The sequence below is a fragment of the Rubrivivax benzoatilyticus JA2 = ATCC BAA-35 genome (assembly GCF_000190375.1).
In the GTDB taxonomy this organism is placed as follows: Bacteria; Pseudomonadota; Gammaproteobacteria; order Burkholderiales; family Burkholderiaceae_C; genus Rubrivivax; species Rubrivivax benzoatilyticus.
On record NZ_AEWG01000163.1, the window covers coordinates 1 to 26,718 of the forward strand.

At 71.3% G+C, this 26,718-nt stretch carries 25 protein-coding genes and 1 tRNA gene; 15 read left to right on the top strand and 11 right to left on the bottom strand.

Features of this window, described 5'->3' with window-relative positions; translation table 11 throughout:
- Nucleotides 1-243: 243 nt before the first annotated feature.
- Nucleotides 244-720 carry a peroxiredoxin gene (locus RBXJA2T_RS19260; protein ID WP_009859110.1) on the bottom strand — a complete coding sequence of 159 codons (477 nt, stop codon included), beginning with the start codon at nucleotides 718-720 and terminating at the stop codon, nucleotides 244-246.
- Between the two features lie 64 nt (nucleotides 721-784).
- The gene (locus RBXJA2T_RS19265) at nucleotides 785-1,168 is read right to left on the bottom strand and encodes an Mth938-like domain-containing protein (RefSeq protein WP_009859111.1); all 384 of its coding nucleotides are present in this window, start codon (nucleotides 1,166-1,168) and stop codon (nucleotides 785-787) included.
- A 40-nt stretch (nucleotides 1,169-1,208) separates the two neighbouring features.
- Here RBXJA2T_RS19265 and RBXJA2T_RS19270 point away from each other — a divergent pair, with 40 nt between their 5' ends.
- The 8 genes from RBXJA2T_RS19270 (at nucleotide 1,209) to clpB (ending at nucleotide 10,378) form a co-directional block, all read left to right on the top strand.
- Entirely contained in the window at nucleotides 1,209-2,441 is a 1,233-nt protein-coding gene (locus tag RBXJA2T_RS19270) for a pyridoxal phosphate-dependent aminotransferase (RefSeq protein WP_009859112.1), read from the top strand.
- 46 nt (nucleotides 2,442-2,487) lie between these two features.
- Nucleotides 2,488-3,825 carry a homoserine dehydrogenase gene (locus RBXJA2T_RS19275; protein ID WP_009859113.1) on the top strand — a complete coding sequence of 446 codons (1,338 nt, stop codon included), beginning with the start codon at nucleotides 2,488-2,490 and terminating at the stop codon, nucleotides 3,823-3,825.
- Entirely contained in the window at nucleotides 3,822-5,240 is a 1,419-nt protein-coding gene (thrC, locus tag RBXJA2T_RS19280; protein WP_009859114.1) for a threonine synthase, read from the top strand. The genes RBXJA2T_RS19275 and thrC overlap by 4 nt, the downstream gene beginning before the upstream one ends.
- Complete coding sequence (locus RBXJA2T_RS19285; RefSeq protein WP_009859115.1) at nucleotides 5,237-6,484, top strand: molybdopterin molybdotransferase MoeA; 1,248 nt, start codon at nucleotides 5,237-5,239, stop codon at nucleotides 6,482-6,484. The genes thrC and RBXJA2T_RS19285 overlap by 4 nt, the downstream gene beginning before the upstream one ends.
- Nucleotides 6,481-6,732 carry a MoaD/ThiS family protein gene (locus RBXJA2T_RS19290; RefSeq protein ID WP_009859116.1) on the top strand — a complete coding sequence of 84 codons (252 nt, stop codon included), beginning with the start codon at nucleotides 6,481-6,483 and terminating at the stop codon, nucleotides 6,730-6,732. Before RBXJA2T_RS19285 ends, RBXJA2T_RS19290 begins: the two co-directional genes overlap by 4 nt.
- A 2-nt stretch (nucleotides 6,733-6,734) precedes the next feature.
- Nucleotides 6,735-7,214: a molybdenum cofactor biosynthesis protein MoaE gene (locus tag RBXJA2T_RS19295; protein WP_009859117.1), complete on the top strand. Its 480-nt coding sequence runs from the start codon at nucleotides 6,735-6,737 to the stop codon at nucleotides 7,212-7,214.
- Nucleotides 7,214-7,708, top strand: coding sequence for a flavin reductase family protein (locus RBXJA2T_RS19300; protein WP_009859118.1), 495 nt, complete (start codon nucleotides 7,214-7,216; stop codon nucleotides 7,706-7,708). Before RBXJA2T_RS19295 ends, RBXJA2T_RS19300 begins: the two co-directional genes overlap by 1 nt.
- 75 nt (nucleotides 7,709-7,783) lie before the next feature.
- The gene (clpB, locus tag RBXJA2T_RS19305) at nucleotides 7,784-10,378 is read left to right on the top strand and encodes an ATP-dependent chaperone ClpB (protein ID WP_009859119.1); all 2,595 of its coding nucleotides are present in this window, start codon (nucleotides 7,784-7,786) and stop codon (nucleotides 10,376-10,378) included.
- A gap of 46 nt (nucleotides 10,379-10,424) precedes the next feature.
- Here clpB and RBXJA2T_RS19310 read toward each other — a convergent pair whose 3' ends face one another.
- Both RBXJA2T_RS19310 and RBXJA2T_RS19315 read right to left on the bottom strand, forming a co-directional pair.
- On the bottom strand, nucleotides 10,425-11,156 hold the full coding sequence (locus RBXJA2T_RS19310; RefSeq protein WP_138938940.1) for a hypothetical protein: 732 nt from the start codon (nucleotides 11,154-11,156) through the stop codon (nucleotides 10,425-10,427).
- Between the two features lie 96 nt (nucleotides 11,157-11,252).
- A complete protein-coding gene (locus RBXJA2T_RS19315) occupies nucleotides 11,253-12,530 on the bottom strand; it encodes a hypothetical protein (RefSeq protein ID WP_009859121.1) in 1,278 nt (425 codons plus the stop codon).
- 210 nt (nucleotides 12,531-12,740) lie between these two features.
- Here RBXJA2T_RS19315 and nadB point away from each other — a divergent pair, with 210 nt between their 5' ends.
- Nucleotides 12,741-14,357, top strand: a complete 1,617-nt coding sequence (gene nadB, locus RBXJA2T_RS19320) for an L-aspartate oxidase (RefSeq protein ID WP_029718792.1) — start codon at nucleotides 12,741-12,743, stop codon at nucleotides 14,355-14,357.
- Here the strand turns inward: nadB and RBXJA2T_RS19325 are convergent, their stop codons facing one another.
- The 5 genes from RBXJA2T_RS19325 to RBXJA2T_RS19345 all read right to left on the bottom strand — a co-directional run bounded on the left by RBXJA2T_RS19325 (nucleotide 14,358) and on the right by RBXJA2T_RS19345 (nucleotide 19,538).
- Nucleotides 14,358-16,163 carry a methyl-accepting chemotaxis protein gene (locus RBXJA2T_RS19325; protein WP_009859123.1) on the bottom strand — a complete coding sequence of 602 codons (1,806 nt, stop codon included), beginning with the start codon at nucleotides 16,161-16,163 and terminating at the stop codon, nucleotides 14,358-14,360.
- Between the two features lie 119 nt (nucleotides 16,164-16,282).
- Complete coding sequence (locus RBXJA2T_RS19330; RefSeq protein WP_009859124.1) at nucleotides 16,283-16,573, bottom strand: late competence development ComFB family protein; 291 nt, start codon at nucleotides 16,571-16,573, stop codon at nucleotides 16,283-16,285.
- Between the two features lie 73 nt (nucleotides 16,574-16,646).
- A complete protein-coding gene (gene nadC, locus RBXJA2T_RS19335; RefSeq protein ID WP_009859125.1) occupies nucleotides 16,647-17,504 on the bottom strand; it encodes a carboxylating nicotinate-nucleotide diphosphorylase in 858 nt (285 codons plus the stop codon).
- Nucleotides 17,501-18,619, bottom strand: coding sequence for a quinolinate synthase NadA (gene nadA, locus RBXJA2T_RS19340; protein WP_009859126.1), 1,119 nt, complete (start codon nucleotides 18,617-18,619; stop codon nucleotides 17,501-17,503). Before nadA ends, nadC begins: the two co-directional genes overlap by 4 nt.
- A 79-nt stretch (nucleotides 18,620-18,698) precedes the next feature.
- On the bottom strand, nucleotides 18,699-19,538 hold the full coding sequence (locus RBXJA2T_RS19345) for an AraC family transcriptional regulator (protein WP_009859127.1): 840 nt from the start codon (nucleotides 19,536-19,538) through the stop codon (nucleotides 18,699-18,701).
- Nucleotides 19,539-19,603: 65 nt separating this feature from the next.
- Here RBXJA2T_RS19345 and RBXJA2T_RS19350 point away from each other — a divergent pair, with 65 nt between their 5' ends.
- Both RBXJA2T_RS19350 and RBXJA2T_RS19355 read left to right on the top strand, forming a co-directional pair.
- Nucleotides 19,604-20,845, top strand: a complete 1,242-nt coding sequence (locus RBXJA2T_RS19350) for an MFS transporter (protein WP_009859128.1) — start codon at nucleotides 19,604-19,606, stop codon at nucleotides 20,843-20,845.
- Between the two features lie 31 nt (nucleotides 20,846-20,876).
- Nucleotides 20,877-22,577 (top strand): thiamine pyrophosphate-binding protein, encoded by a 1,701-nt coding sequence (locus RBXJA2T_RS19355; RefSeq protein WP_009859129.1) that lies wholly within the window; start codon nucleotides 20,877-20,879, stop codon nucleotides 22,575-22,577.
- A gap of 1 nt (nucleotide 22,578) precedes the next feature.
- On the opposite strand, the gene RBXJA2T_RS19360 is transcribed toward RBXJA2T_RS19355, so the two are convergent.
- Nucleotides 22,579-23,487, bottom strand: coding sequence for an EamA family transporter (locus tag RBXJA2T_RS19360; RefSeq protein WP_009859130.1), 909 nt, complete (start codon nucleotides 23,485-23,487; stop codon nucleotides 22,579-22,581).
- A gap of 88 nt (nucleotides 23,488-23,575) precedes the next feature.
- Between RBXJA2T_RS19360 and RBXJA2T_RS19365 the strand changes: the two genes are divergently transcribed.
- The 4 genes from RBXJA2T_RS19365 to RBXJA2T_RS19380 all read left to right on the top strand — a co-directional run bounded on the left by RBXJA2T_RS19365 (nucleotide 23,576) and on the right by RBXJA2T_RS19380 (nucleotide 25,239).
- Nucleotides 23,576-24,037, top strand: a complete 462-nt coding sequence (locus RBXJA2T_RS19365; RefSeq protein ID WP_029718791.1) for an Lrp/AsnC family transcriptional regulator — start codon at nucleotides 23,576-23,578, stop codon at nucleotides 24,035-24,037.
- Nucleotides 24,038-24,104: 67 nt separating this feature from the next.
- Nucleotides 24,105-24,596 (top strand): ribonuclease E activity regulator RraA, encoded by a 492-nt coding sequence (gene rraA / locus RBXJA2T_RS19370; RefSeq protein ID WP_009859132.1) that lies wholly within the window; start codon nucleotides 24,105-24,107, stop codon nucleotides 24,594-24,596.
- Between the two features lie 2 nt (nucleotides 24,597-24,598).
- Entirely contained in the window at nucleotides 24,599-25,105 is a 507-nt protein-coding gene (locus RBXJA2T_RS19375; protein WP_009859133.1) for a hypothetical protein, read from the top strand.
- A gap of 57 nt (nucleotides 25,106-25,162) precedes the next feature.
- Nucleotides 25,163-25,239: transfer RNA gene (locus tag RBXJA2T_RS19380), tRNA-Pro, on the top strand.
- Nucleotides 25,240-25,419: 180 nt separating this feature from the next.
- On the opposite strand, the gene RBXJA2T_RS19385 is transcribed toward RBXJA2T_RS19380, so the two are convergent.
- Complete coding sequence (locus RBXJA2T_RS19385) at nucleotides 25,420-26,496, bottom strand: site-specific integrase (protein WP_009859134.1); 1,077 nt, start codon at nucleotides 26,494-26,496, stop codon at nucleotides 25,420-25,422.
- Between the last annotated feature and the right edge of the window lie 222 nt (nucleotides 26,497-26,718).

The window sequence follows — 26,718 nt, forward strand, 5'->3', positions numbered from 1 at the left end:
GCGCGGCTTCGGCCGGGGCCGCCTGAGGCGCGGCGGCCTTGATCGTGCGCTTGCGCGGCTTCGGTGCGGCCTGCGCCTCGTAGTCGGCGGCGGCGAGCAGGTCGGCTTTCTTCGTCGGAGGCTTGGGCAGGGGCATGGTGGGCTCAGGAAAAAGCAAAAAGCCGCACGGCGGACCGTGCGGCTTTCGGCGGGAGCGGGAGGAGGGCACCGCCGAGGCGGCGCCGGACACGCGGGCGTTCGATCTCAGGCAGCCTGCTTGAGGGCCTTGACGGCCTTGAGCACTTCATCGACGTGCCCGGCAACCTTGATGCCGCGCCACTCGGCGCGCATCACGCCGTCGGCGCCGATGAGGAAGGTGCTGCGTTCGATGCCCTTCACCTTCTTGCCGTACATGATCTTGTTCTTGACCACGCCGAACATGTGGCAGAGCTTCTCTTCGGTGTCCGCGATGAGTTCGAAGGGCAGCTCCAGCGCCTGCTTGAACTTCTCGTGCGACGCGAGGTTGTCGCGCGACACGCCGAAGACGACCGCGCCGGCCTTCAGGAATTCCTGATGGTGGTCGCGGAACTGCATCGCCTCGGTCGTGCAGCCGGGCGTTGCGTCCTTCGGGTAGAAGTACAGGACCACAGCGTGGCCGAGGTTCGCTGAAGGCGTGAACTTCACGCCGCTGGTCGCGAAGGCTTCGAATTCCGGAAGGGTCTTGTTGACAACGGGCGTCATGGATGGTTTTCTCGGAACGTAGGCAGCCGTCGCCGGCTCAACACGTGATTATAAAACGCCTGCATTACGACCCATCGCCCTCCAAAACGAGAGCCGCGACAACCTCGCGTTCCTCCGCGGCGAGAACGTTGTAGGTGCGGCACGCGGCGACGGTGTCCATGGTCTCGACGCCGATGCGGCGCTCGATCAGCGGGCGCAGCAGCGCCGGCGAGACGAATCGCAGCCTGCGGCCCGAGCCGAAGATCACCAGCTCGGGGCGCAGTTCGGCGAGGCGCTCGAAGTGCTCGGCGGTCAGCGCGTCCAGCGACGGCGCCTCCCAGGGCAGCACGGCCCCCTTCCAGGGCACGACGATGCTGTGGAGGAAGGCGTTCGGCCCCACCCACACCTGCCCGGCGTCGTGACGCGTGATCACGTTGGCGCCGCTGAACCTGTCCGGCTGGAATTTCATGCGTGGATAATTCTAGGTTCCCTCACGAAAGCCGCCTGCCTTGAAGCCCATCGCCAAGTCCAGCAAGCTCGCCAACGTCGGTTACGACATCCGCGGTCCGGTGCTCGACAAGGCCCGGCAGATGGAGGAGGAGGGCCAGCGCATCATCAAGCTGAACATCGGCAACGTCGCCGCCTTCGGCCTGATGCCCCCGGACGAGATCGTCCAGGACATGATCCACAACCTGCCGTCGCAGGTGGCCGCCGGCTACACCGACAGCAAGGGTCTGTTCGCGCCGCGCAAGGCGGTCGTGCACTACACCCAGGAGAAGCGCATCGCCGGCGTGACCGTCGACGACGTCTACCTGGGCAACGGCGCCTCCGAGCTGATCGCGATGAGCATGAACGCGCTGCTCGACGCCGGCGACGAGGTGCTGATCCCGGCGCCCGACTACCCGCTGCACACCGCGGTCGTCTCGCTGTCCGGCGGCACGCCGGTGCACTACCGCTGCGACGAAGGCTCGGGCTGGTTGCCCGACCTCGACGACATCCGCGCCAAGGTGAGCCCCAACACCAAGGCCATCGTCGTCATCAACCCGAACAACCCGACCGGCGCGCTGTACCCGGTGGACCTGCTGAAGGACATCGTCGAGATCGCGCGCCGGCACCAGCTGATCGTCTTCGCCGACGAGATCTACGACAAGACGCTGTACGACGGTGCCGAGCACACCAGCATCGCCTCGCTGGCCGACGACGTGCTGTTCGTCACCTTCAACGGCCTGTCCAAGAACTACCGCTCCTGCGGCTACCGCTCGGGCTGGATGGTGGTCTCCGGCGAGAAGCGCTACGCCCGGGACTACATCGAGGGCCTGAACATGCTGGCCTCGATGCGGCTGTGCGCCAACACGCCCGGCCAGATGGCGATCCAGACCGCGCTCGGCGGCTACCAGAGCATCAAGGACCTCGTCGCCCCGGGCGGCCGGCTGCTAAAGCAGCGCGACCTGGCCTGGGAGATGATGAACGCGATCCCCGGGGTCAGCGTCGTCAAGCCGAAGGCGGCGCTGTACATGTTCCCGCGCCTGGACCCCAAGGTCTACCCGATCGCCGACGACCAGCAGTTCGCCTACGAGCTGCTGGAGCAGGAGCGTGTGCTGATCGTGCAGGGCACCGGCTTCAACTGGCCCGAGCCCGACCACTTCCGCCTCGTCTTCCTGCCCAACCTGGACGACCTGACCGAGGCCATCGGGCGCATCGAGCGCTTCCTCGCCGGCTACCGCAAACGCCACTCCCTTTAAGCCACCCGGGCCGCCGCGTCGGCCCCCGTTCCCGGAGAGACCCCGCATGAAACCCATCCAGGTCGGCCTGCTCGGCATCGGCACCGTCGGCAGCGGCACCTTCACGGTGCTCAACCGCAACCAGGAGGAGATCCGGCGCCGCGCCGGGCGCGGCATCGAGATTTCGATGGTCGCCGACCTCGACGTCGAACGCGCCCGCGGCATCGTCGGCGACCGCGCCCGCGTCGTCGCCGACGCGCGCGAGGTCATCGCCAACCCCGAGATCGACATCGTCGTCGAGCTGATCGGCGGCTACGGCATCGCCAAGACGCTGGTGCTGGAGGCGATTGCCGCCGGCAAGCACGTCGTCACCGCCAACAAGGCGCTGCTGGCGGTGCACGGCACCGAGATCTTCGAGGCCGCACGCGCCCAGGGCGTGATGGTCGCCTTCGAGGCCGCGGTGGCCGGCGGCATCCCGATCATCAAGGCGCTGCGCGAGGGCCTGACGGCCAACCGCATCGAGTGGGTGGCCGGCATCATCAACGGCACGACCAACTTCATCCTCTCGGAGATGCGCTCCAAGGGGCTGGACTTCGCCGCGGTGCTGAAGCAGGCGCAGGCGCTGGGCTATGCCGAGGCCGACCCGACCTTCGACATCGAAGGTGTCGACGCCGCGCACAAGGCGACGATCATGAGCGCCATCGCCTTCGGCGTGCCGGTGCAGTTCGACAAGGCCTATGTCGAGGGCATCACCGCGCTGCAGGCGGCCGACATCCGCTACGCCGAGCAGCTCGGCTACCGCATCAAGCTGCTGGGCATCACCAAGCGCCGCGACGACCTGGCGACCGCGCCGGGCGGCGCGGGCGGCATCGAGCTGCGTGTGCACCCGACGCTGGTGCCGTCGCAGCGCCTGATCGCCAACGTCGAGGGCGCGATGAACGCCGTCGTCGTGCAGGGCGACGCCGTCGGCAGCACGCTGTACTACGGCAAGGGCGCCGGTGCCGAGCCGACGGCCAGCGCCGTCATCGCCGACCTGGTCGACATCACCCGGCTGCACACCGCCGACCCCGACCACCGCGTGCCTCACCTGGCCTTCCAGCCGGGCTCGCTGCAGGACACGCCGATCCTGGCCATCGACGAGGTCGTCACCTCGTTCTACCTGCGTCTGCAGGTCGCCGACCAGGCCGGCGTGCTGGCCCGGATCACCGGCATCCTCGCCGAGCACGACATCTCGATCGACGCCGTGCTGCAGCGCGAGAGTGCCGAGGGAGAGAAGCAGACCGATCTGATCATCCTGACGCACGACACCGTCGAGGGCCGCATGCGCGCCGCGCTGGCGCAGATGCAGGCGCTGCCGACGGTGCTCGCCCCCATCGTGCGCATCCGCAAGGAGGAGCTGAAGTGAAGTACCTCAGCACCCGCGGCGACCTCACGCCGCGCGGCTTCTCCGACATCCTGCTCGAAGGCCTGGCGCCCGACGGCGGCCTGTACCTGCCGACGCACTATCCGCAGGTTGATCCGGCCACGCTGCAGCGCTGGCGCGGCCTGTCCTACGCCGACCTCGCGTTCGAGATCCTGTCGCTCTACATAGCCGACATCCCGGCCGCCGACCTGAAGCGGCTGGTGCACGCCACCTACACCGAGCAGGTCTTCGGCACGCCCGAGATCACGCCGCTGAAGCCGCTGGGCGACGGTCTCTGTCTGCAAGCCCTGTCCAACGGCCCGACGCTGGCCTTCAAGGACATGGCGATGCAGCTGCTGGGCCACCTGTTCGAGTACGAACTGGGCCGCCGCGGCGAGACGCTGAACATCCTCGGCGCCACCTCCGGCGACACCGGCAGCGCCGCCGAGTACGCGATGCGCGGCAAGAAGGGCGTCAACGTCTTCATGCTCAGCCCGCACGGCCGCATGAGCCCGTTCCAGCAGGCGCAGATGTTCAGCCTGCAGGACGCCAACATCCACAACCTGGCCGTCGAAGGCGTGTTCGACGACTGCCAGGACATCGTCAAGGCCGTCAGCAACGACCTCGAGTTCAAGCGCCGCCACAAGATCGGCACCGTCAACTCGATCAACTGGGCGCGGCTGCTGGCCCAGGTCGTCTACTACTTCGCCGGTTATTTCCAGGCGACGAAGAGCAACGACGAGCGCGTCAGCTTCGCCGTGCCCTCGGGCAACTTCGGCAACATCTGCGCCGGCCACGTCGCGCGCATGATGGGCCTGCCGATCCACCGCCTGGTGCTGGCGACCAACGAGAACGACGTGCTCGACGAGTTCTTCCGCACGGGGACTTATCGCGTGCGCGGCAGCGCCGAGACCTTCGAGACCTCGTCGCCGTCGATGGACATCAGCAAGGCGAGCAACTTCGAGCGGTTCGTCTTCGACCTGCTGGGCCGCGACGCGGCGCGCACGCGCGAGCTGTTCGGCGCCGGCGTCTCGCAGCAGGGCGGCTTCACGCTCGCCGCCGACGAGCACGCACGCTGCGCCGGCTTCGGCTTCGTCTCGGGCCGCAGCACGCACGCCGACCGCCTGGCGACGATCGCCGCCACCTGGCGCGAGACCGGCGTGCTCGTCGACACCCACACCGCTGACGGCCTGAAGGTCGCGCGCGAGCACCGTGACGCCGGCGTGCCGATGATCGTGCTCGAGACCGCGCTGCCGGCCAAGTTCGCCGCGACGATCACCGAGGCGCTGGGCGCCGACGCGCCGGTGCCGCCGCGCCCGGCGGCGCTGGCCGGGCTGGAGGCGCTGCCGCGCCGCTTCACCGTCGTGCCGCCCGACGCGGCGACGGTCAAGGCCTTCATCGAGGCCCACGCCGGATGAACGCGCCGCAGCCGCTGATCTCGCTGGACGAGGCGCTGGCGCGGCTGGTCGCCGGGGTCGCGCCGCACCGCATCGTCGAGACCGAGTCGGTGCCGACTGCCGACGCGCTCGGGCGCGTGCTGGCGGTCAACGTGCTGTCGATGCTCGACGTGCCGCCCGGCGACAACAGCTCGATGGACGGCTGGGCCGTCAACACCGCCGACGTGCCGGCCGCCGGCACGGTGCTGCCGGTGTCGCAGCGCATCCCGGCCGGTGTCGTCGGCCAGCCGCTGCGCCGCGGCACCGCGGCACGCATCTTCACCGGCGCGCAGATCCCCGCCGGCGCCGATGCCGTCGTCATGCAGGAGCGCTGCGAAGCGATCCCCGGCGACGGCCTGGGCGCGGTGCGCATCGGCGAGCTGCCGGCCTTCGGTCAGTGGATCCGCCGCCGCGGCGAGGACGTGCTGCACGGCGCGATCGTGCTGCACAAGGGCCGCCGGCTGACGCCGCAGGGCCTGGGCCTGGCGGCCTCGGTCGGTGCGGCGACGCTGGCCGTCTGCCGCCGCCCGCGTGTGGCGCTGTTCTCCACCGGCGACGAGCTGGTGATGCCCGGCGAGCCGCTCAAACCCGGCGCGATCTACAACTCCAACCGCTACACGCTGCGCGGCCTGCTGCAGGCCGGCGGCTGCGAGGTCACCGACCTGGGCATCGTGCCCGACCGCCTGGACGCCACCTGCACGGCGCTGGAGCGTGCGGCGCGTTTCCACGACCTGATCCTCACCAGCGGTGGCGTCTCGGTCGGCGAGGAAGACCACCTGAAGGCGGCGATCCAGGCCCAGGGCACGCTGGAGCACTTCCAGATGGCGATCAAGCCGGGCCGGCCGCTGGCCTTCGGCACGGTGCGCCGCGACGACGGCACGTCGGCGCTGGTCGTCGGGCTGCCGGGCAACCCGGTGTCGAGCTTCGTCACCTACCTGCTCTGCGTGACGACGGTGCTGCGTGCGATGCAGGGCGCGCCGGCGACACTGCCGGCCGGGCTGCCGCTGCGGGCCGACTTCGACTGGCCGCGCCCCGACCGACGGCGGGAGTTCGTGCGCGTGCGCCTGAACGACCAGGGCGGGCTCGACCTGTTCCCCAACCAGGGTTCGGGCGTGCTGACCTCGGCCGCGTGGGCAGACGGCCTCGTGGATATCCCGGCGGGCCAGCGCATCGTTTCCGGCGAAACGGTACGCTATCTGCCGTTATCCGAACTGATCGCCCGATGAAGATCCAAGTGCGCTACTTCGCCTCGCTGCGCGAGGCGCTCGGCCCCGGCGAGACCGTGGAGCTGCCCGAGGTCGCCACGCTCGGCGGGCTGCGTGACGGCCTGGCCGCACGCGGCGGCCCCTACGCCGACGTGCTGGCGCGCGGGCGGGCGGTGCGTTGCGCACTCAACCAGGTGATGAGCGACGAGGCGGCGGTCGTGCGCGACGGCGCCGAAGTGGCGTTCTTCCCGCCGGTCACCGGCGGCTGAACGTGGCGCGCGTCGCGATCCAAGGCGAAGACTTCGACGTCGGCGCGCTGTTCCAGGCACTTCACGCGGCCGACGCCGGCACCGGCGCGGTCGTCGGTTTCGTCGGCACCGTGCGCGGCCGTGACGGCGTTCACGACGTGCAGGCGCTGGAACTGGAACACTACCCGGGCATGACCGAGCAGGCCATCGAGGCCATGATCGACGCCGCCGTCGGCCGTTTCGGCCTGCGGGCGGCGCGGGTCGTGCACCGTGTCGGCCGCCTGGCGGCCGGCGAGAACATCGTCTTCGTCGGCGTCGCCGCCCCGCACCGGCGCGCCGCCTTCGAGGGCTGCGAATTCCTGATGGACTATCTGAAGACCCAGGCGCCGTTCTGGAAGAAGGAAACGACGCCCGAGGGCTCGCGCTGGGTCGACGCGCGCGCGGCCGACGACGCGGCGCTGGCCCGCTGGGGCCTGGACTCGGACAACGCCGCGAACGCCTGATGCACCCTCTGGACCCCTCCGACCCCAAGCAGCTGCGCCGCGCGCTGGGCCATTTCGCCACCGGCGTCACGCTGGTCACCTGCACCGACGCCGACGGCCAGCGTGTCGGGCTGACCGTCAGCTCCTTCCAGGCCGTGTCGCTGGACCCGCCGCTGGTGCTGTGGTCGCTGCGCGAGGCCAGCCCCAGCCTGCCGGCCTTCCGCCAGGCGAGCCATTTCGCCGTCAACGTGCTGGCCGAAGCCCAGCTCGCGCTGTCGCGGCGTTTCGCCTCGCCGGTGCCCGACAAGTTCGGCGAAGGCGACTGGCACGCCGGCGAGGGCGGCGCGCCGGTGCTCGCCGGCTGCGCCGCGGTCTTCGAATGCGAGACGGTCTCGGCCCAGGCGGCCGGCGACCACGTGCTCTTCATCGGCCGCGTCTGCCGGCTGGCGGACGCCCCGCTGGCGCCGCTGCTCTACCAGGGCGGACACTACCGCCGGCTCGGCGACTCCCTCTGACGCGTGCCTCGGCACGCGGCGGCGGGCTTGAAAAGCCGCCGTCCAGCCCGAATTGCAGGGCAACGGAGGATTCCCATGCGTGCTGACAAACTGACGACGGCGTTCCAGCAGGCGCTCGGTGACGCGCAAAGCCTGGCCGTCGCGCGCGACAACCCCTACATCGAGCCCTCGCACCTGCTCGCGGCGATGCTGCAGCAGCCCGATGGCCCGAAGGCGCTGCTCGACCGCGCCGGCGCCAACACCGGCGCGCTGACGACGGCGATGGAAACCGCGATCCGCAACCTGCCCCAGGTGCAGGGCGGCGGCCAGCCGGTGCAGCCCGGCCGCGACCTGATGGCGCTGCTGCAGGCGGCCGACAAGGAAGCCACCAAGCGCGGCGACCAGTTCATCGCCAGCGAGATGTTCCTGCTGGCGCTGGCCGAGGCCAAGACCGACCTCGGCGGCATCGTCCGCGGCCACGGCCTGACGCGCAAGTCGCTGGAGGCGGCCATCGAGGCCGTGCGCGGCGGCCAGAAGGTCGACTCGCCCGAAGCCGAAGGCCAGCGCGAGGCGCTGAAGAAGTACACGCTGGACCTGACCGAACGTGCCCGCCAGGGCAAGCTCGATCCGGTGATCGGCCGCGACGACGAGATCCGCCGCGCGATCCAGGTGCTGCAGCGCCGCAGCAAGAACAACCCGGTGCTGATCGGCGAGCCGGGCGTCGGCAAGACGGCCATCGTCGAAGGCCTGGCGCAGCGCATCGTCAACGGCGAGGTGCCCGAGTCGCTGAAGAACAAGCGTGTGCTGTCGCTGGACATGGCCGGCCTGCTGGCCGGTGCCAAGTACCGCGGCGAGTTCGAGGAGCGGCTGAAGGCGGTGCTGAAGGAGGTCTCGGCCGACGAGGGCCGCATCATCCTGTTCATCGACGAGCTGCACACGATGGTCGGCGCCGGCAAGGCCGAAGGCGCGATCGACGCCGGCAACATGTTGAAGCCGGCGCTGGCGCGCGGCGAGTTGCACTGCATCGGCGCGACCACGCTCGACGAATACCGCAAGTACGTCGAAAAGGACGCCGCGCTCGAACGCCGCTTCCAGAAGGTGCTGGTCGACGAACCCAGCGTCGAGGCCACCGTCGCCATCCTGCGCGGGCTGCAGGAGAAGTACGAGGTCCACCACGGCGTCGAGATCACCGACCCGGCGATCGTCGCCGCGGCCGAGCTGAGCCACCGCTACATCACCGACCGTTTCCTGCCCGACAAGGCGATCGACCTGATCGACGAGGCTGCGGCCAAGATCAAGATCGAGATCGACTCCAAGCCCGAGGCGATGGACCGGCTGGACCGGCGCATGATCCAGCTGAAGATCGAGCGCGAAGCGGTGAAGAAGGAGCAGGACGAAGCCTCGCAGCGCCGCCTCGGCCTGATCGAGGAAGAGCTGCTGAAGCTGCAACGTGAATACAACGACCTCGAGGAGATCTGGACCGCCGAGAAGGCCCAGGCCCAGGGCAGCGCCCAGGTCAAGGAAGAGATCGACCGCATCAAGTTCCAGATCGAGGAACTCAAGCGCAAGGGCGACTTCAACCGCGTCGCCGAGCTGCAGTACGGCAAGCTGCCGGAGCTCGAGAAGCGCCTGAAGGAGGCCCAGGCCAAGGAGGCCGGCAAGGCCCAGGGCGGCCAGGGCCCGCAGCTGCTGCGCACGATGGTCGGCGCCGAGGAGATCGCCGAGGTCGTCTCGCGCGCCACCGGCATCCCGGTCAGCAAGCTGATGCAGGGCGAGCGCGACAAGCTGCTGCAGATGGAAAGCCGTCTGCACGAGCGTGTCGTCGGCCAGGACGAGGCCATCGTCGCGGTGGCCGACGCGATCCGCCGCAGCCGCGCCGGCCTGTCCGACCCGAACCGGCCGCTGGGCAGCTTCCTGTTCCTCGGCCCCACCGGCGTCGGCAAGACCGAGTTGTGCAAGGCGCTGGCCTCGTTCCTGTTCGACAGCGAGGACCACATGATCCGTGTCGACATGAGCGAGTACATGGAGAAGCACTCGGTCTCGCGGCTGATCGGCGCGCCGCCGGGCTACGTCGGCTACGACGAAGGCGGCGCGCTGACCGAGGCCGTGCGGCGCAAGCCCTACAGCGTGCTGCTGCTCGACGAGGTCGAGAAGGCGCACCCGGACGTCTTCAACGTGCTGCTGCAGGTGCTCGACGATGGCCGGCTCACCGACGGCCAGGGCCGCACGGTGGACTTCAAGAACACCGTCATCGTGATGACCAGCAACCTGGGCTCGCACCTGATCATGCAGATGGCCGGGCAGCCGACCGAGCTCGTGCGCGAAGCGGTCTGGGGCGAGGTGAAGAGCCACTTCCGGCCCGAGTTCCTGAACCGCATCGACGAGGCGGTGGTCTTCCATGCGCTCGACGAGAAGAACATCGAGGCCATCGCGAAGATCCAGCTGAAGCTGCTCGAGACGCGGCTGGAGAAGCTGGAGATGAAGCTCGAGGTCTCGCCGGCGGCGCTGGCCGAGCTGGCCAAGGTCGGCTTCGACCCGGTGTTCGGCGCCCGGCCGCTGAAGCGTGCGATCCAGCAGCGCATCGAGAACCCGGTCAGCAAGCTGATCCTGCAGGGCCGCTTCGGGCCCAAGGACGTGATCCCGGTGGACGTGCTCGACGGCCAGTTCAGCTTCGAACGCACGGTTCACTGAGGCGGGACGTGCAAGGCCGGAAGGCCTTGCACGCCAGCGTCAGGCTTCAGGGGCGCCGCCCGTTCACCTCGATCGCGGTGGCTTCCGCTGTCCAGTCGGCATCGCCGGGTGAGGTCTGAACCTCCTTGATGAGCACGCCGGTGCCGACCAGCAGCCAATGCGTGTTGGAGTAGTCGGGCGTCGTGCTGTCGAGCTGCAGGCGGCACGCCTGGTAGGTTCCCGCGGGGACGGTGATCTGCTCGATGCCTTTGAAGGTCACACGCAGGTTCGGCGTGTGGCTGTAGTGCAGCGCGACCGATTGTCCGGGCTCCAATGCGTAGGTCGTGTCCACCACCGGCGGTTCCTCGGGCAGCGTCGTGAACACGGTGTCTGCGTCGGTACCGTAGGTCAGGCCGTAGTCCGTGCGTTCGGCCGTGCCCGTGCGCCGGCCGTAGTACCGGTAGACGCCGGTGACCGCTTCGGGCGTCCCGAAGAAGGTCGTCACCGTCGTTTCGTAGGCCTGATGGCCGTTGAAGTCGACCGGGCCTGCGACGCTGCCGACGTCGACGTAGTCCAGTGTCTCGCTGTCGCCCTCGGAGAACGATCGGAAGGCCACGCGGAAGCTGGATCCCGGGCTGTCGCCAAGCTGAGCGTCGTAGCAGACGGCGGCGGTCGATGCCGAGCCGGGTTCAGAGGGCGTTTCAGGATTTGCCGGATCGCCAACGCCCCCGCCGCCGCAGGCGGCCAAGGACGCAGCGGCGGCAAGGGCTGCGAGACGACGGGCGGTCATGGACATCATGCGAACCTCCTGGCTGCGGATGCCCGGCGGGCATCCCCGAAGCCAAGGTAGGCGCGAGCCGCTTACCCCCGAGTTACCGTGCCGCGGGCCGATGCCTCAGACCGCCCCGCTGGGCGGCGGCGTCAGGCGTTCGAGCTGCATGCGCGCCAGCGTCAGCGCGTTGGCGCTGCCGTGCAGCACCAGGTGCAGCACGATGCCCGGGTGGCCGCGCACCGGCTGCAGCACCAGATGCTGCTGGTCGAAGCTGATCGCCGCCTGCGGCGCGGCGCCGGCCAGCCCCAGCGAGCGTGCGGCGCCGGCCATCGCGTCGATCAGCAGCGCGCCCTGGGCGGCCAGCGGCTCCGAGGCCGGCGTGCTGCCGGCATGCGCGAGCGCACGCTGCGACACGAGGTCGAAGACGCAGCCGCTGACCGCGCTCTTGACCGCCAGGCAGCGCTGCAGGTAGTCGGCCCAGAGGGCCGCCACCGGCGCGGCCACCGGCCGCGCGGGTGCTGCCGGCGCGCCCGGGCGGCTGCCGGACAGCGCCGGCCCGGCCGGCATCAGGTCCATCGCCATCGTCGGCGCCTCGGGCAGCGGCACCGGCGGCGGCGGCAGCGCCTGCTCGATGTCGGTGTTCAGCGCGGTCTGGGCGGCACCGTGGCCGCTCATGCGGTTCCAGGCGCCGCTGATGAAGGACCAGGCGTCGTTCGGGCGTGCCGCCAGCGGCGTCACGCGCACGGAGATGCCGCTGCTGCCGCCCAGGCGTGCCGCCTGCGCCGCCAGCGTGCCGGCGGCGGCCAGCGGCAGCAGCAGCAGGTCGCGGTTGGGCCAGGGGGCGCGCGCGATCGCGTCCTGCAGCGGCTGCAGCGTCGACTGCAGCGCATGCGCCGGCAGCTCGCCGACCATCAGCACGCCCAGCCGGCTGCGGCCCAGCAGCACCAGGGCCAGCGCCTGGCGCGTCTGCGTGTCGGCGTTGAGGTCGGTCGAGTAGATGCGCACGTGGTTGCCGTCGGCCAGCGGCACCTCGACGAACTGCACGACGGCCAGCGCGACGCCGTGGCCCTGGCGGCGGATCGTCAGCCGCTGCACGCGTGCGCCGGCGGCACCGGCCAGCGCGCCCAGCAGGTGCAGCGAAGCCTTGGTGCCGACGTCGTGCAGCGTGATGAACTGCGGCGCCTGGCGCTCGAACTGCTGTTGCAGCGCGGTCGCGGGATCGGTGCTGACGAACAGCTCGACCTGGTCGTCGGCGATGCGCCGGCCGATGTCGCGCAGCCCTTGGCCGAGGTAGTCCTCGCGGTCGCGCACGATCTGCGTCGCCGGCGACAGCAGTTCGGGGTCGCGGCTGGAGCGGTAGGCGGGCGGCGGCCAGGGGAGCTTGTCGTGGGATCGGGTCATGGCACGAGGCTGGGGCCGCCCGGCGGACGGCTCGCGTCATCATAGGTAATGCGCCCGCGCGGGCCGATCAAGGATTGCCGCTCTAGGGGGGCGCCCGCGGTTGCAGCTCACGTCGGCTGCTCCGCCCGCCGCCGGCCGGCCGGGCGAGTGCGCGTTCGTAGAATGCCCCTCTCCTCACGGGAACCAGCGGCCGTCGTGTGCCGCGCCACCATGTCCACGGATTCCACTTCTCCGGGCACCGCGCCCGTCGTCGTCGTCGGCGCCGGCCTCGCCGGCCTGGTCGTCGCGCTGAACATCGCCGACACGCGCCCGGTCATCGTGCTCGCCAAGCGCGCCCTGGGCGAAGGTGCCACCGCCTGGGCGCAGGGCGGCATCGTCGGCGTGCTCGGCCAGGACGACAGCATCGAGTCGCACGTGCGCGACACGCAGGAGGCCGGCGCCGGTCTCGTCGACGAGAACACCGCACGTTTCATCGCGGAGCGCAGCGCCGCGGCGATCGCCTGGCTGGTCGACGCCGGCGTGCCGTTCTCGGTCGACCCCGAAGGCCCGCTGGGCCTGCACCTGACACGCGAAGGCGGCCACGCGGTGCGGCGCATCGCCCACGCCGCCGACGCCACCGGCCGCGCGATCCACGACGCGCTGCTGGCGCGCGCCGCCGCGCACCCCAACATCAGCCTGCGCGAGCGCTGGATGGCGGTGGACCTGATCACCTCGCGCCACCTCAAGCGCGACGAGACGCCGCGCTGCTACGGCGTCTACGCGCTCGACATGGACAAGCGCCGCGTCGAGACGCTGGCCGCGTCGGCCGTGGTGCTGGCCACCGGCGGCCTGGGCAAGGTCTACCGCTACACCAGCAACCCCGACACCGCCACCGGCGACGGCGTCGCGATGGCCTGGCGTGCCGGCTGCCGCGTCGCGAACATGGAGTTCGTGCAGTTCCACCCGACCTGCCTGTACCACCCGCAGGAGCGCAGCTTCCTCATCACCGAGGCGCTGCGCGGCGAAGGCGGCCTGCTGCGCCTGCCCGACGGCACGCGCTTCATGCCGGCGCACGACGAGCGTGCCGAACTCGCGCCGCGCGACATCGTCGCCCGCGCGATCGACTTCGAGATGAAGAAACACGGCCTGGACCACGTGTGGCTGGATGCCACGCACCTGGGCGAGGACTTCCTGAAGTCGCACTTCCCGACGATCCACGCGCGCTGCCTGGAGCTCGGCATCGACATCGCGCGCCAGCCGATCCCGGTGGTGCCGGCGGCGCACTACAGCTGCGGTGGCGTCGTCACCGACCTCGACGGCCGCAGCGACCTGCCGGGCCTGTACGCGATCGGCGAGACCGCCTACACCGGCCTGCACGGCGCCAACCGACTGGCGAGCAACTCGCTGCTGGAGTGCGCCGTGCTCGGCCGCACCTGCGCCGAGCGCATCCTGGCCACCGACGGCCACCTGCCGGCCTTGCCGCCGCCCTGGGACGAGAGCCAGGTCGAGGACGCCGACGAGGAAGTCGTCATCGCCCACAACTGGGACGAGCTGCGCCTCTTGATGTGGAACTACGTCGGCATCGTGCGCACGACGCGCCGGCTGGAGCGTGCGCTGCACCGCATCAAGCTGCTGCGCGACGAGATCGACGACTACTACGCCAACTTCCGCGTCACGCGCGACCTGCTGGAGCTGCGCAACCTCGTCGGCTGCGCCGAGCTGATCGTGCGCTCGGCGCTGCGCCGCCACGAGAGCCGCGGCCTGCACTTCAGCCGCGACTTCCCGGACACGCTGCCGGTCAGCTTCCCGACCGTGCTGATCCGCCCGGCCAAGAGCCCGAAACGCTGATCAGCCGAGGCGGAAGCCCCGCACGACGCCGGCCAGGCGCTCGGCCTGCTCGTGCAGCGACTGCGCGGCGGCCGCCGACTGCTCGACCAGCGCCGCGTTCTGCTGCGTCGCGCGGTCGAGCTCGCCGACCGCGGCATCGGCCTGCACGATCTCCTCGTGCTGCGCCGCCGCGGCGGCGGTGATCTCGGCGATCGTGTCGTTGACACGCTGAACGCCGGCGACCAGCTCCTCCATCGTGCGGCCGGCTTCGGCCACCAGCGCGGCGCCGTTCTCGACCCTGTCGACCGAGGCGCCGATCAGGCCCTTGATCTCGCGTGCCGCGGCCGCCGAGCGCTGCGCCAGCGCGCGCACCTCGCCGGCCACCACCGCGAAGCCGCGGCCGTCCTCGCCGGCGCGCGCCGCCTCGACCGCGGCGTTGAGCGCCAGGATGTTGGTCTGGAAGGCGATGCCGTCGATGACGCCGGTGATGTCGGCGATGCGGTGCGAGGCCTGGTTGATCTCGTCCATCGTCGTCACGACCCGCTGCACGACCTCGCCGCCGCGCGCCGCGACCTCGGCGGCGCGGGTCGCCAGATCGTGCGCGACACGCGCCGAGTCGGCGCTCTCGCGGCCGGTGCCGTTGATCTGCTGCATCGCGCTGGCGGCGCGCTGCAGGCTGGCGGCGGTCTGCTCGGTGCGTGCCGACAGATCGGTGTTGCCGCCGGCGATCTCGCCCGCGGCGACGTGCACCGAGTCGCTGGCTTCGCGGATCTGGCGCACCGCCTGCTCGATCTTGGCGACGAAGGCGTTGAAGTGGCGCGCGATGCTGGCGAGCTCGTCGCCGCCCTCGCTGGGCAGGCGCCGGCTCAGGTCGCCGTCGCCCGAGGCGGCTTCGGCCATCGCGTGTTCCAGCGCCTGCAGGCGGCGCAGCTGGCGGCCCAGTGTCCAGGCGAGCAGCAGCACCGCGACGACCGTCACCACCAGGCTGGCGGCCACCGAACGCCAGACCATCGCCATGACGCCGGCCAGCGCCTCGTCGCGGTCCAGCGCCAGCACCAGCAGCCAGTCGGTGCCGGCCACCGGTTCGGCGCGCACCAGGCGCGGCTGGCCCGCGATGGCCAGCTCCGCCAGCCCGTCACGGCCGGCCAGCGCCGCCAGCGCCTGCGGCACCAGCCCGGGCGAGAGTTCGGCCGCCGGCTTGAGCAGGCGTGCCGCGTCCTCGTGCACCACCACCTGGCCGGTGCGCGAGACGAGGAAGGCGCTCGTGCCCGGCGTCGGCCGGATCGAGCCGACGACCTTGACGACGCCGTCCATGAACACGTCGCCGGCGACGACGGCCTGGCCGTCGTCCACCGCCTGGGCGAAGGTGACGACGAGTTTTTTCGTCGCCGCGTCGAGGTAGGGCGCGGTCAGCACCGGCTGGCCGGCGGCGGCCGCGGCCAGTTGGTACCAGGGGCGCGCCGTCGGGTCGTAGCCGGGCGGCAGATCCTGCGGCTTGGAGAACTCGATGCGCCGGTCGGCGTGGGCGACGTAGGTGGTGTCGAAGCCGCCGGCGGCCTCGGCCTGCTGCAGCGCGGGCACCGGGTCGGCCGCCGCGGCGCTGCCGGCCATCGATCGCACGACTCGCTGATGCTGCTCGACCCAGCCGCCGAGGTCGGCGGCGTGCGCGCGCGCCAGCGCGGTGCTCTGCGTGTCGAGCTGCAGCAGCGCCTCGGTGCGGGCGCCGATCGCGTTGACGATGGTGAGGCCGGTGAGGCCGGCGAGGACGAGGCCTGCGGTCGTGGCGACCAGGCGCACGCGCAGCGAGGCTGAACGAAGGTACTTCATCGGTCTTCAGGACAAGGTTGCGGGGAGTCCGTCAGGACTCCGGGTTAACCCTTGTATCGACCGATGACCGCGCCACTGAAGCGTGGCAGCGGCGGCGCGCACGCGCCGCCTGCGCCGGATCAACCGCGGGCGCGCATCGCCACCCGGGCCTGGACGAAGCCGAAGGCGAACTCCACCGCCTCGGCGATCTGGTGCTCGCTGTCCTTGCGCTCGCGTTCGCTGAGATAGAACGAGAAGTCCACGGCGTGGCGGATGTAACGCGGCTGCAGCCGGTTCAGCGCGACGCAGGCGACGTCGGCCAGCAGTTCCTCGTTGCCGGCCACGCCGGGATGTGCCGGCGCTGCGGCCAGCACGGCCTCGAAGACGGCGCGTTCGTTGTGGTTGTGGATCGACGTGAAATCGATGCTCATCGGGCAGCCTCGCGAGGGTTTGCGTGCCTGCGCTTTATCGGCCGCCGCAGGCCCGGACTTGAGGGTGCGGCGCTCAGAACTCCTCGACGACGCGCATCGAGAAGTCGACCGCCTTCACGTCCTTGGTCAGCTTGCCGATCGAGATGCGGTGCACGCCGGTGGCGGCGATGGCCCGCAGCTGCTCCAGCTGCACGCTGCCCGAGACCTCCAGCAGCGCCCGGCCTTCGTTGATCGCCACCGCCTGGCGCATGCGCTCGAGGTCGAAGTTGTCCAGCAGCACGCTGGTCGCGCCAGCGGCCAGCGCCTCGCGCAGCTGCTCCAGCGTCTCGACCTCGATCTGGATCTCGACGCCGGCGTTCAGCGCCCGCGCGTTGGCCAGCACCTGGCTGACGCCGCCGGCCGCGGCGATGTGGTTCTCCTTGATCAGGATGCCGTGCCACAGCGCCAGACGCTGGTTGCGGCCGCCGCCGATGCGCACCGCGTACTTCTGCGCCTGGCGCAGGCCGGGAATCGTCTTGCGCGTGTCCAGGATCGCGCAGCCTTCGGGCAGCGGCGAGGCGCCGCCCACCGCCTCGACGTGGCGGCGGGCCTCGGTGGCGGTGCAGGACAGCAGCTGGATGAAGTTCAGCGCCGGGCGCTCGGCGGCCAGCAGCGCCCGCGCCTGGGCCTCGATCTCGACGACGGGCGCGTCGGGCGTCATCCAGTCGCCTTCTTCGACCTGCCAGGCGATGCGCGCCTCGGGGTCCAGCGTGCGCACCACGGCGTCGAACCAGTCGCGGCCGCAGAGCACGGCGCGTTCGCGCGCGATGACACGCGCCTTCACGCGGCGTTCGGCCGGCACCAGCATGCCGGTCCAGTCGCCGTCGCCCAGGTCCTCGGCGATCGCGTCGCGCACGTTGCGCTCGCGCGCGATCTCCAGCGTCTCGTTCATGCAGCCCCCACGTTCGGAACAAACCCTTGCGCCGGCTTCGCGACGGCCGCCGGATGGCGCTGCACGAAGTCCAGCATGCGTTCGATGCAGCCCAGCGCCTGGGCGCGTGTCGGCTCGGGCACGGTGATCTCGCCGGCACCGTGCTCCAGGCAGGCGAGCACGCCCTGCAGCGCGTTCATCGCCATCCACGGGCAGTGCGCGCAGCTCTTGCAGGTGGCGCTGTTGCCGGCGGTCGGCGCCTCGATCAGCGTCTTGCCCGGCGCCAGCTGGCGCATGCGGTGCAGGATGCCGTTGTCGGTGGCGACGATGTAGGCCGGCGCGTCGCCGCGGATCACCGCGTTCAGCAGCTGCGAGGTGCTGCCGACGACGTCGGCCTGCGCGACCACCGAGGCCGGCGACTCCGGGTGCACCAGCACCATCGCGCCGGGGTGCTCGCGCTTGAGCAGGTCCAGCTCCAGGCCCTTGAACTCGTCGTGCACGATGCAGGCGCCGTTCCACATCAGCATGTCGGCGCCGGTCTGCTCCTGGATGTAGCGGCCCAGGTGGCGGTCGGGCGCCCAGAGGATCTTGCGGCCCTGGTTCTTCAGGTGCTCGACGATGGCCAGCGCGCAGGAGCTCGTCACCATCCAGTCGGCACGCGCCTTCACCGCGGCGCTGGTGTTGGCGTAGACGACGACCTCGCGCTCGGGGTGGGCGTCGCAGAACGCCGCGAACTCGTCGGCCGGGCAGCCCAGGTCCAGCGAGCAGGTGGCGTCCAGGTCGGGCATCAGCACACGTTTGTCGGGCGACAGGATCTTGGCGCTCTCGCCCATGAAACGCACGCCGGCGACGACCAGCGTCTTGGCCGCGTGGTCACGGCCGAAACGCGCCATCTCCAGCGAGTCGGCGACGATGCCGCCGGTGGCCAGCGCCAGGTCCTGCAGGTCGCCATCGACGTAGTAGTGGGCCACCAGCACCGCGTCGCGGGCCTTCAGCAGCTCGGCGATGCGCGCCTTGGCGGCTTCGCGTTCGGCCGGCGGCAGCGCGGCGGGCACCTTGGCCCAGGCGTGCGCGGTGCAACTCGCGCCGCTGGCGTCCTGGCGGGTGTAGTCGTAGACGATCTCGTCGGTGTCCATCGTGTTTCTCGTGCGGCCTGCGGCCGCTGCAGAGGGCAGATTGTGGCCGCAGGCCGGGAGTCAACCCGCCGGGGCTGGATCAGCCCGCGTTGAAGAAACGGCTGGGCGGCATGCCGACGGCGCGCCGCACCATCGCGCTGAAGGCGCTGGGGCTGGCGTAGCCCAGTTCGGCGGCGATGTGGGCCATCGGCCGGCGCGCCGCGGCCATCGACAGCGCCTTGGCCAGCAGCACCTGCTGGCGCCACTCGGCGAAGCCGGTGTCCAGCTCCTGGCGGAACAGCCGCGCCACGGTGCGCACGCTGGCGCCGGCCTCGCGGGCCCAGCCGTCCAGGCGCTCGTGCCGCGTCGGCTGCTCGATGACGGCCTCGCACAGCGCACGCAGTCGTTTGTCGGCCGGCAGGCGCACGCCCAGCGGCAGCGGCCGCGCGCGCGCCAGCTCGTCCTGCAGCAGCGCGGCCAGGCACTGCTCGCGCGCCGGCTCCTGCACCACCGCCTCGTCGGCGAGCTGCGCCACCAGCTCGCGCAGCAGCGGCGAGGCCTCCAGCACGCGGCAGCGGTGCCAGTCGCCGGCGGCCGCCGCGCCGTCCAGCGGCCGCGGGCCGTGCGGCTCGTCCTGCAGCAGGTACATCGTCACCAGCTCGGCGTCCTCGACGACCGAGACGAAGTGCTCGACGTCGGGCGGCACCCAGACGACGCGCGTCGGCGGCACGATGAAGGTGTGGTCGGGCACCGTCAGGCGCACCACGCCGGTGGCCGAGAACGCCACCTGCGCCCACGGGTGGCGGTGCGGCACGATGCGTGTCGCCGCGCTCAAGCGCCGTTTGCGCACCCAGACCGGGTGCGCGGCGCTGGGCGCGTGGATCGCCGGGTCCAGCGGCAGTTCGCTGCGCGAGGCGCGGGGGCGGGTGGTGCGTGGCACGATCTCGACAGAAGTTGGCCGACCATCGTAACTGCGCCGCCAGCCGCGCCGCTACGCTGCGCCGCATGACCCCGACCGCCTCCCCGTCTGCCGGCGACGCGCGCCGCGACGTCGCGACGATCTCGCTGATCGGCCTCGCGCACGGCAGCTCGCACTTCTTCCACCTGCTGCTGCCGCCGATGTTCCCGGCCTTCATCCGCGACTTCGGCCTGAGTTATGCCGAGCTCGGGCTGCTGGTGACGGTGTTCTTCGTCGTCTCGGGCGTCGGCCAGGCGCTGGCGGGTTTTGTCGTCGACCGCATCGGCGCGCGGCCGGTGCTCTACGGCGCGATGGGCTGCTTCATCGCCGGCTCGCTGGCGGCGGCGGCGGCGCAGGGATTCGCCGGCTTGGCGCTGGCCGCGGTGCTGGCCGGGCTGGGCAACGCGCCGCTGCATCCGGCGGACTTCACGATCCTCAACCGCCGCATCTCGCCGCAGCGCCTGGGCCATGCGTTCTCGGTGCACGGCATCAGCGGCAACCTCGGCTGGGCGCTGGCGCCGGTGTTCCTGATCGGGCTGACCGCGGCCTTCGGCTCCTGGCGCGCGGCCTACCTGGGCTGCGCGCTGCTGGGCGCGGCGGTGCTGGTGCTGCTGGTCGCACAGCGCGAGCTGATCGACGACCACCACGACGCCCACGTGCAGCGGGCCGCGGTGGCCGGCGCGACCGAGCACCCGATGGCCTTCCTGAAGCTGCCCAGCGTCTGGCTGTGCTTCTCGTTCTTCTTCTGGACCACGGCCGCGCTGTCGGCGATCCAGAGTTTCGCCAGCCCGGCGCTGCAGCGCATGTACGGGCTGCCGCTGTCGACGACGGCCTTCGTCGTCACCGGCTACATGCTCTGCGGCGCCGCCGGCATGATCGTCGGCGGCTTCCTGGTGGCGCGCGCCGAGCGGCTGGAACGCGTGATCGCCGGCGCGATGGCGCTGGCTGCCGCGCTGCTGCTGCTGGTCGCCAGCGGCTGGCTGCCGGGGCTCGTGGCCGCGGCCGCCGCCGCGCTGGCCGGCTTCGGCACCGGGCTGGCCGGCCCGTCGCGCGACATGCTGATCAAGCGCGCGGCGCCGCCCGGCGCTACCGGCCGCGTCTACGGCACCGTCTACTCCGGGCTGGACGTCGGCTTCGCGCTGTCGGCCCCGGTGTTCGGCGCGCTGATGGACGCCGGCCTGCCGAACGCGGTGTTCGGCGGCTCGGCGGCGGCAATGGCGCTGGGCGTGCTGTCGGCGTCCTTCGTCGGCCTGGCGTTGCACCGCCGGCGCCGCCTGGCGCCGGCCTGAAGCCGGTGCGCCGCGCGGCTACAGTCGCGCGATGCACAGCACCGCCGCCTCCCGCCTTGCCGGCCATGCCGTCGTCGAGGCCCTCGTCGCCCAGGGTGTGGACACCTGCTTCGGCGTGCCCGGCGAGAGTTACCTCGCCGTGCTCGACGGCCTGCACGAACACCGCGAACGTATCCGCTTCGTCGCCTGCCGCCACGAAGGCGGCGCGGCCTTCATGGCCGAGGCCCAGGGCAAGCTCACCGGGCGGCCCGGCGTCTGCTTCGTCACACGCGGCCCCGGCGCGTCGAACGCGGCGATCGGGCTGCACACCGCGTTCCAGGACTCGACGCCGATGCTGCTGTTCATCGGCCAGGTGGCCGGCGACCAGCGTGACCGCGAAGCCTTCCAGGAAGTCGACTACCGCCAGATGTTCGGCCCCGGCACGCTGGGCATGGCCAAGTGGGTGGGCGAGGTGCACGACGCCGACCGCATCCCCGAGTACGTCGCGCGCGCCTTCCACACCGCGATGCAGGGCCGGCCCGGCCCGGTGGTGCTGGTGCTGCCCGAGGACGTGCTGACGCGCGAGACGGCCGCGCCGGTGCTGCCGCGTGTCGAGCCGGCGCTGGCCTGGCCGGCGCCGGGCGCCTTGCGCGACCTGCGCCGGCTGCTGCTGCAGGCCGAGCGGCCGATCGTCATTGCCGGCGGCAGCGGCTGGGACGCCGAAGCGGCGGCGGCGCTGCAGCGTTTCGCCGAGAACTGGCAGCTGCCGGTGGCCTGCGGCTTCCGCTTCCAGGACACGTTCGACAACGCCCACCCGCTGTACGCCGGCGACGTCGGCATCGGCATCAATCCGAAGCTCGCCGCCCGGGTGCGCGACGCCGATCTCGTCATCGCGCTCGGTGTGCGCCTGGGCGAGATGACGACCGGCGGCTACACGCTGCTGCAGGCGCCGCGCCCGGCGCAGACGCTGGTGCACGTGCACGCCGGCCCCGAGGAGCTGGGCCGCGTCTACGCCGCCGACCTGCTGCTGCAGGCCTCGATGCGCAGCGCTGCCAAGGCGCTGGAGGCGCTGACCGCGCCGCCGGGCCGCGACGGCGCCTGGGCCGCCGCGGCGCGCGCCGACTACGAGGCCAACCAGGTGCCGACGCCGGTCGAGCCGCTGGACCTGGCCGCCGTCGTGCAGACGCTGCAGCGCCGCCTGCCCGAGGACACCGTCTGGACCAACGGCGCCGGAAATTACAGCGGCTGGCTGCATCGTTTCCTGCGCTACCCCGGCCTGCAGCACCACGGCCGCACGCAGCTGGCGCCGACCTCGGGCGCGATGGGTTACGGCCTGCCGGCGGCGGTGGCCGCCGCGGTGCTGCAGCCGCAGCGCCAGGCGGTGGCCTTCCTCGGCGATGGCGAGTTCCTGATGACCGGCCAGGAGCTGGCGACGGCGCGCGCCGCGGGCGTGCAGCAGCTGCTGGTCGTCGTCGTCGACAACGGCAGCTACGGCACGATCCGCATGCACCAGGAGCGCGAGTACCCGGGGCGCATCAGCGGCAGCGAGCTCTGCAACCCCGATTTCGCCGCGCTGGCGCGGGCCTACGGCTGGGCCGGGGAGACCGTCGAGAAGACCGCCGACTTCGAGGCTGCTCTGGAGCGTGCGCTGGCAGCCGGCAAGCCGGCGCTGCTGCATTTGAAGCTCGACGTCGAGGTCAGCACCTCGCGCGCGACGCTGGCGCAGATCCGCGCCGCGGCCGCCCGGCGCTGAGTCAGCGCCGTCCGGCCAGCAGCAGCACCACGCTGGCGGTGACGATGCCGGCGGCCAGCATCTCGCCGGCGCCGACGACCTCGCCGCCGATCGTCACGCCCAGCACCATCGCGATCACCGGGTTGACGAAGGTGTAGCTCGAGGCCAGCGCGGTGCTGGCACGCTGCAGCAGCAGCATGTAGGCGCTGAAGCCGATCAGCGAGCCGGCGACGACGAGGTAGACCCAGCAGGCCAGCGACCGCGGGTCCGGCGGCAGCGTCGGCTGCTCTCCGGCGGCCCAGGACATGGCCATCAGCAGCAGCCCGCCGGCCAGCATCTGGCTGGCGTAGCCTGCGGCGCCGGGCGCCAGCTCCAGCCGGCGGCCGCCCGGCAGCCCGTGTTTGGCCCAGACGCTGCCGGCGCACCAGGCGGCGCAGGCGATCGTCATCGCCACGAGGCCCTCGCCCGAAGCGCCGAAACCTTCGCCTTGCGTCAGCAGCACGATGCCGGCCAGGCCGGTGGTGATGCCCAGCGTCTCCAGCCGCGACGGGCGCAGGCCGTAAGGCAGCTCGAACAGCGCGACCACCGCCGGCACGACGGCGATGAAGGCCACGACCAGACCCGAGCTGACGCTCTGCTGCGCGAAGGCCGTCGCGCCGTAGCCGCCGCCGAGCATCAGCGCGCCGAGGATGAAGGCGCTGGTCCACTGCGCGCGGTCGGGCCAGCCGGCGCCGCGCCAGCGTGCGAAAGCGCCCAGCACCAGCCCGGCGGCGACGAAACGTGTGCCCATCTGGAAGAAGGGCGGGAAGCTCACCAGCGCCCACTTGATCGCCAGGTAGGTCGAGCCCCAGATCAGCCAGGTGGCGGCCAGGCAGGCCAGCAGCAGCGGCGACAGCCGGGCGGCGGAGGTGGGCAGGGCGGCGGTTGACATGGGGCGAGATGATAGAAAGCTCTTCAGCCGAGATCCATGCAGAATCGAAGGTGATCGCGGTTGTCTGCCGTCGAAACAAAGGTTCTGAATGAGCTGCGCCTTGGATGCCTATGACACGAGATTGCTCGCCGAACTCCAGGCCGACGCCCGGCTGAGCCTGGCCGAACTGGGCCGGCGTGTGCACCTGAGCCAGCCGGCGGTGGCCGAGCGCGTGCGCAAGCTGGAGGCCGCCGGCGTCATCACCGGCTACCGCGCGACGGTCAACCTGGGCGCGCTGGGCTACGGCATCCGCGCGCTGGTGCGTGTGGGCCGCACCGACTACGAGCGCATGCTCGAGCTGATCGAGCAGACGGCCGAGGTCGTCAACGCCTGGAACATCACCGGCGAGGACAGCTGGATGCTGGAGATCGCGGTCACCGACGTCGCCCACCTCGACGCCGTGGTGTCGCGTTTGTGCCTGCTGGCCGAGACCTCGACCTCGATCATCTTGAAGTCGGTGCGCGAGCACCGCGTGATGCTGCCGCCGGCGCCGCGCGAGCCGGCTCGATAGCCGGCCGGCATGGGGCTTTGGCGGCCGTCGACATGGCGCGATTAGCATTCTTCCAGGGGGACCGACGATGAACGACTTCTCCACCTGCGACCTCTGCGACCGGCACAAGGACGACGACCGCGGCGACTTCCGCGTGCTGCCGCCGGTGTTCGCGAGCTACGGCGGGCGCGTGCGCTTCGCCGGCCCGGCGAGCACGGTCAAGTGCCACGAGGACAACAGCCTCGTGAAGGCCGCGCTCGACGAGCCGGGCGCCGGGCGGGTGCTCGTCGTCGACGGCGGCGGCTCGCTGCGCCGTGCGCTGGTCGGCGGCAATCTGGCCGCCGCGGCGGCGAAGAACGGCTGGGCCGGCCTCGTCGTCGACGGTGCGGTGCGCGACCTGGCCGAACTCGCCGCCTGCGACGTCGGCATCCGCGCGCTGGCCGCGATGCCGATGCCCACGGTCAAGCGCCACGAAGGCCGGCGCGACGTGCCGGTGCAGGTGCAGGGCGTGCGCGTGGCGCCGGGCGAGTGGGTCGTCGCCGACGAAGACGGCATCGTCGTGATGCCGGCCCGGCCCTGACGATGGCCGCCCCGGCGGACTGGGTCGTGGTGCCGGGGACCGAGGCCGAGATCGAGGCCGCCGCGGCCCGCGCGCGGCGCCTGGTCACGCGGCGCGCGCTGGTGGCGGCGGGCATCGCCGCGGTGCCGATCCCGGGCATCGACTGGATCACCGACGTCGGCACGCTGGTCAAGCTGCTGCCCGAGATCAACGCCGAGTTCGGCCTCAGCGCCGAGCAGGTCGAGCGCCTGGCGCCCGACCGGCGCCTCGTCGTCTACAAGGCGATCAGCGTCGGTGGCGGTGTGCTCGTGGGGCGGCTGGTGACACGCGACGTCGTGCTGCGCATCGTGCGCACCGTCGGCGTGCGGCTGACGACCAAGCAGGCCGCCAAGGTCGTGCCGGTGGCCGGCCAGGCGGTGTCGGCGGCGCTGACCTTCTCGGCGCTGAAGATCGTCTGCGAGCAGCACATCCGCCAATGCAAGGCGGTGGCGCGCCAGCTGCAGCTGCCGGCGCCGGCCGAACGGATCTGACCCCCCAGGGCGGCGAGCGGCCCGCCAGGGGCCGACCGCTACAATGGCCGGCTTCGTCGGGGTGTAGCGCAGCCTGGTAGCGCAACTGCTTTGGGAGCAGTGGGTCGCACGTTCGAATCGTGTCACCCCGACCATCCAACTTATTGATTCCGTTGCGGAAATCGCTCCGCGGCTGCTGCAACATTTTTGTGCAGTTTTCTAACGGAATCGGATTCTTCTAACGGAGCGGGCGAGTCGCTTCGCCAGATGAGGCTCCGGCACCCAGGTCTGAAGGGCCCGCCGGAGGCTCTTGAATGCCTTCCGGCCGGCCTCCTTCATGCCGTCGCCCTCGTCTTCCTCGCCGTTTTTGATCGCACGTAGTCGGCCGTCTGGGCCTCCGTCGTGTGGGTGCCCATCGCGTTCGCGGCGCGCATGCCTCCCCGCAGTGCCGTATCGGTGAGCGCACGTGCACGGATGTCGCGGAACATGAATGGCAGCACCTTCGACCGGCGGATGCCTTCCTGCCAGGCGTTGGCGACGGCCGAGTAGGTCAGGGGTTCACCGCTCTGGCGCGTGAACAGGAACGCCGTGTCCGCGCGCGGTGCTGCCGTCCTCTTCAGCCGGCGTTCCGCCCGTATGCGCCGCAGCGCGGCGATGACGGCCCGCAGCCGCGGGGTCCACTCGACGAGTACCGCGTTGCCTGTCTTGTCGCGGCGGAAGAACACGCCATCCTTGTGAACGTGCGGCTCGTCGGGGTGGAGCGGGTCGCGTTGGTCCCGAAGCCGGATCATCACCGAGACGTCCTGCCCGGTCAGATAGGCCAGTTCGATCAGGCAGGCCATCGTGAGCCCTGAGCGGGTGCGCTTGCCGTCGTCGCCGTAGAGGCAGCCGATCTTCACGCGCCGCAGTTCGCTCGTCGTGGGGCAGCGCTTGCGCGGCGGCGTGCTCATGGTGCGCACCACGGCCGTCACTGGGTTCGTGCCCGGATCGCGCAGACCCTTCTCGATCGCGAAGCGCATCAACTCTCCGATCTGCGCGCGGTAGAGGTTGAACGTTCGGGGCTTTGCGCGGAACGGTTTCAGGAACTCGACGACATCGGGGGGCGTGACGTCGACCACTTGGAAATCCGCGAAACGGGCGGCGATCTTGGCGCCCCGGGCGCGCTCGTCGATCTGGGTCTTGGCCGAGTGCTTGACCATCACCTCGGCTTCCCAGTCGGCGATCAGCTGAGCCATCGACCCATCGCGATCGTCGGCGCTCAGCATCTTCGCGAGTGCGGTATACATCGCCGGCAGGCCGTCCCTGACCTTCGACAGCTTGTTCCATACCCGCTTCTTCCCGTCTGCCACCACGAGGTAGTAGCACGCGCCTTTGGCGAAGACGCGGGCGGGCAGCGCAGGGTCCTTGCTCACGGCGGGACCGGGCGAAGCCTTGGGCGTGGGCGTCCGCCAAGGACCGGCGCATGTGTGTGGCCGGCCGCCACCGCGTCGTAGTGCGCGCGTTCGACTACGACGCGGCCGGTTCGCCTGGAGCGATGTGCCCGGTGATAGCCCCGCTCGTGCAGTGCACGAAGCTGGTCGGCCGGGCGAACGTAGCCCCCAGAGAGGAGCCGCACTTCCTCCGGCGACAGGATC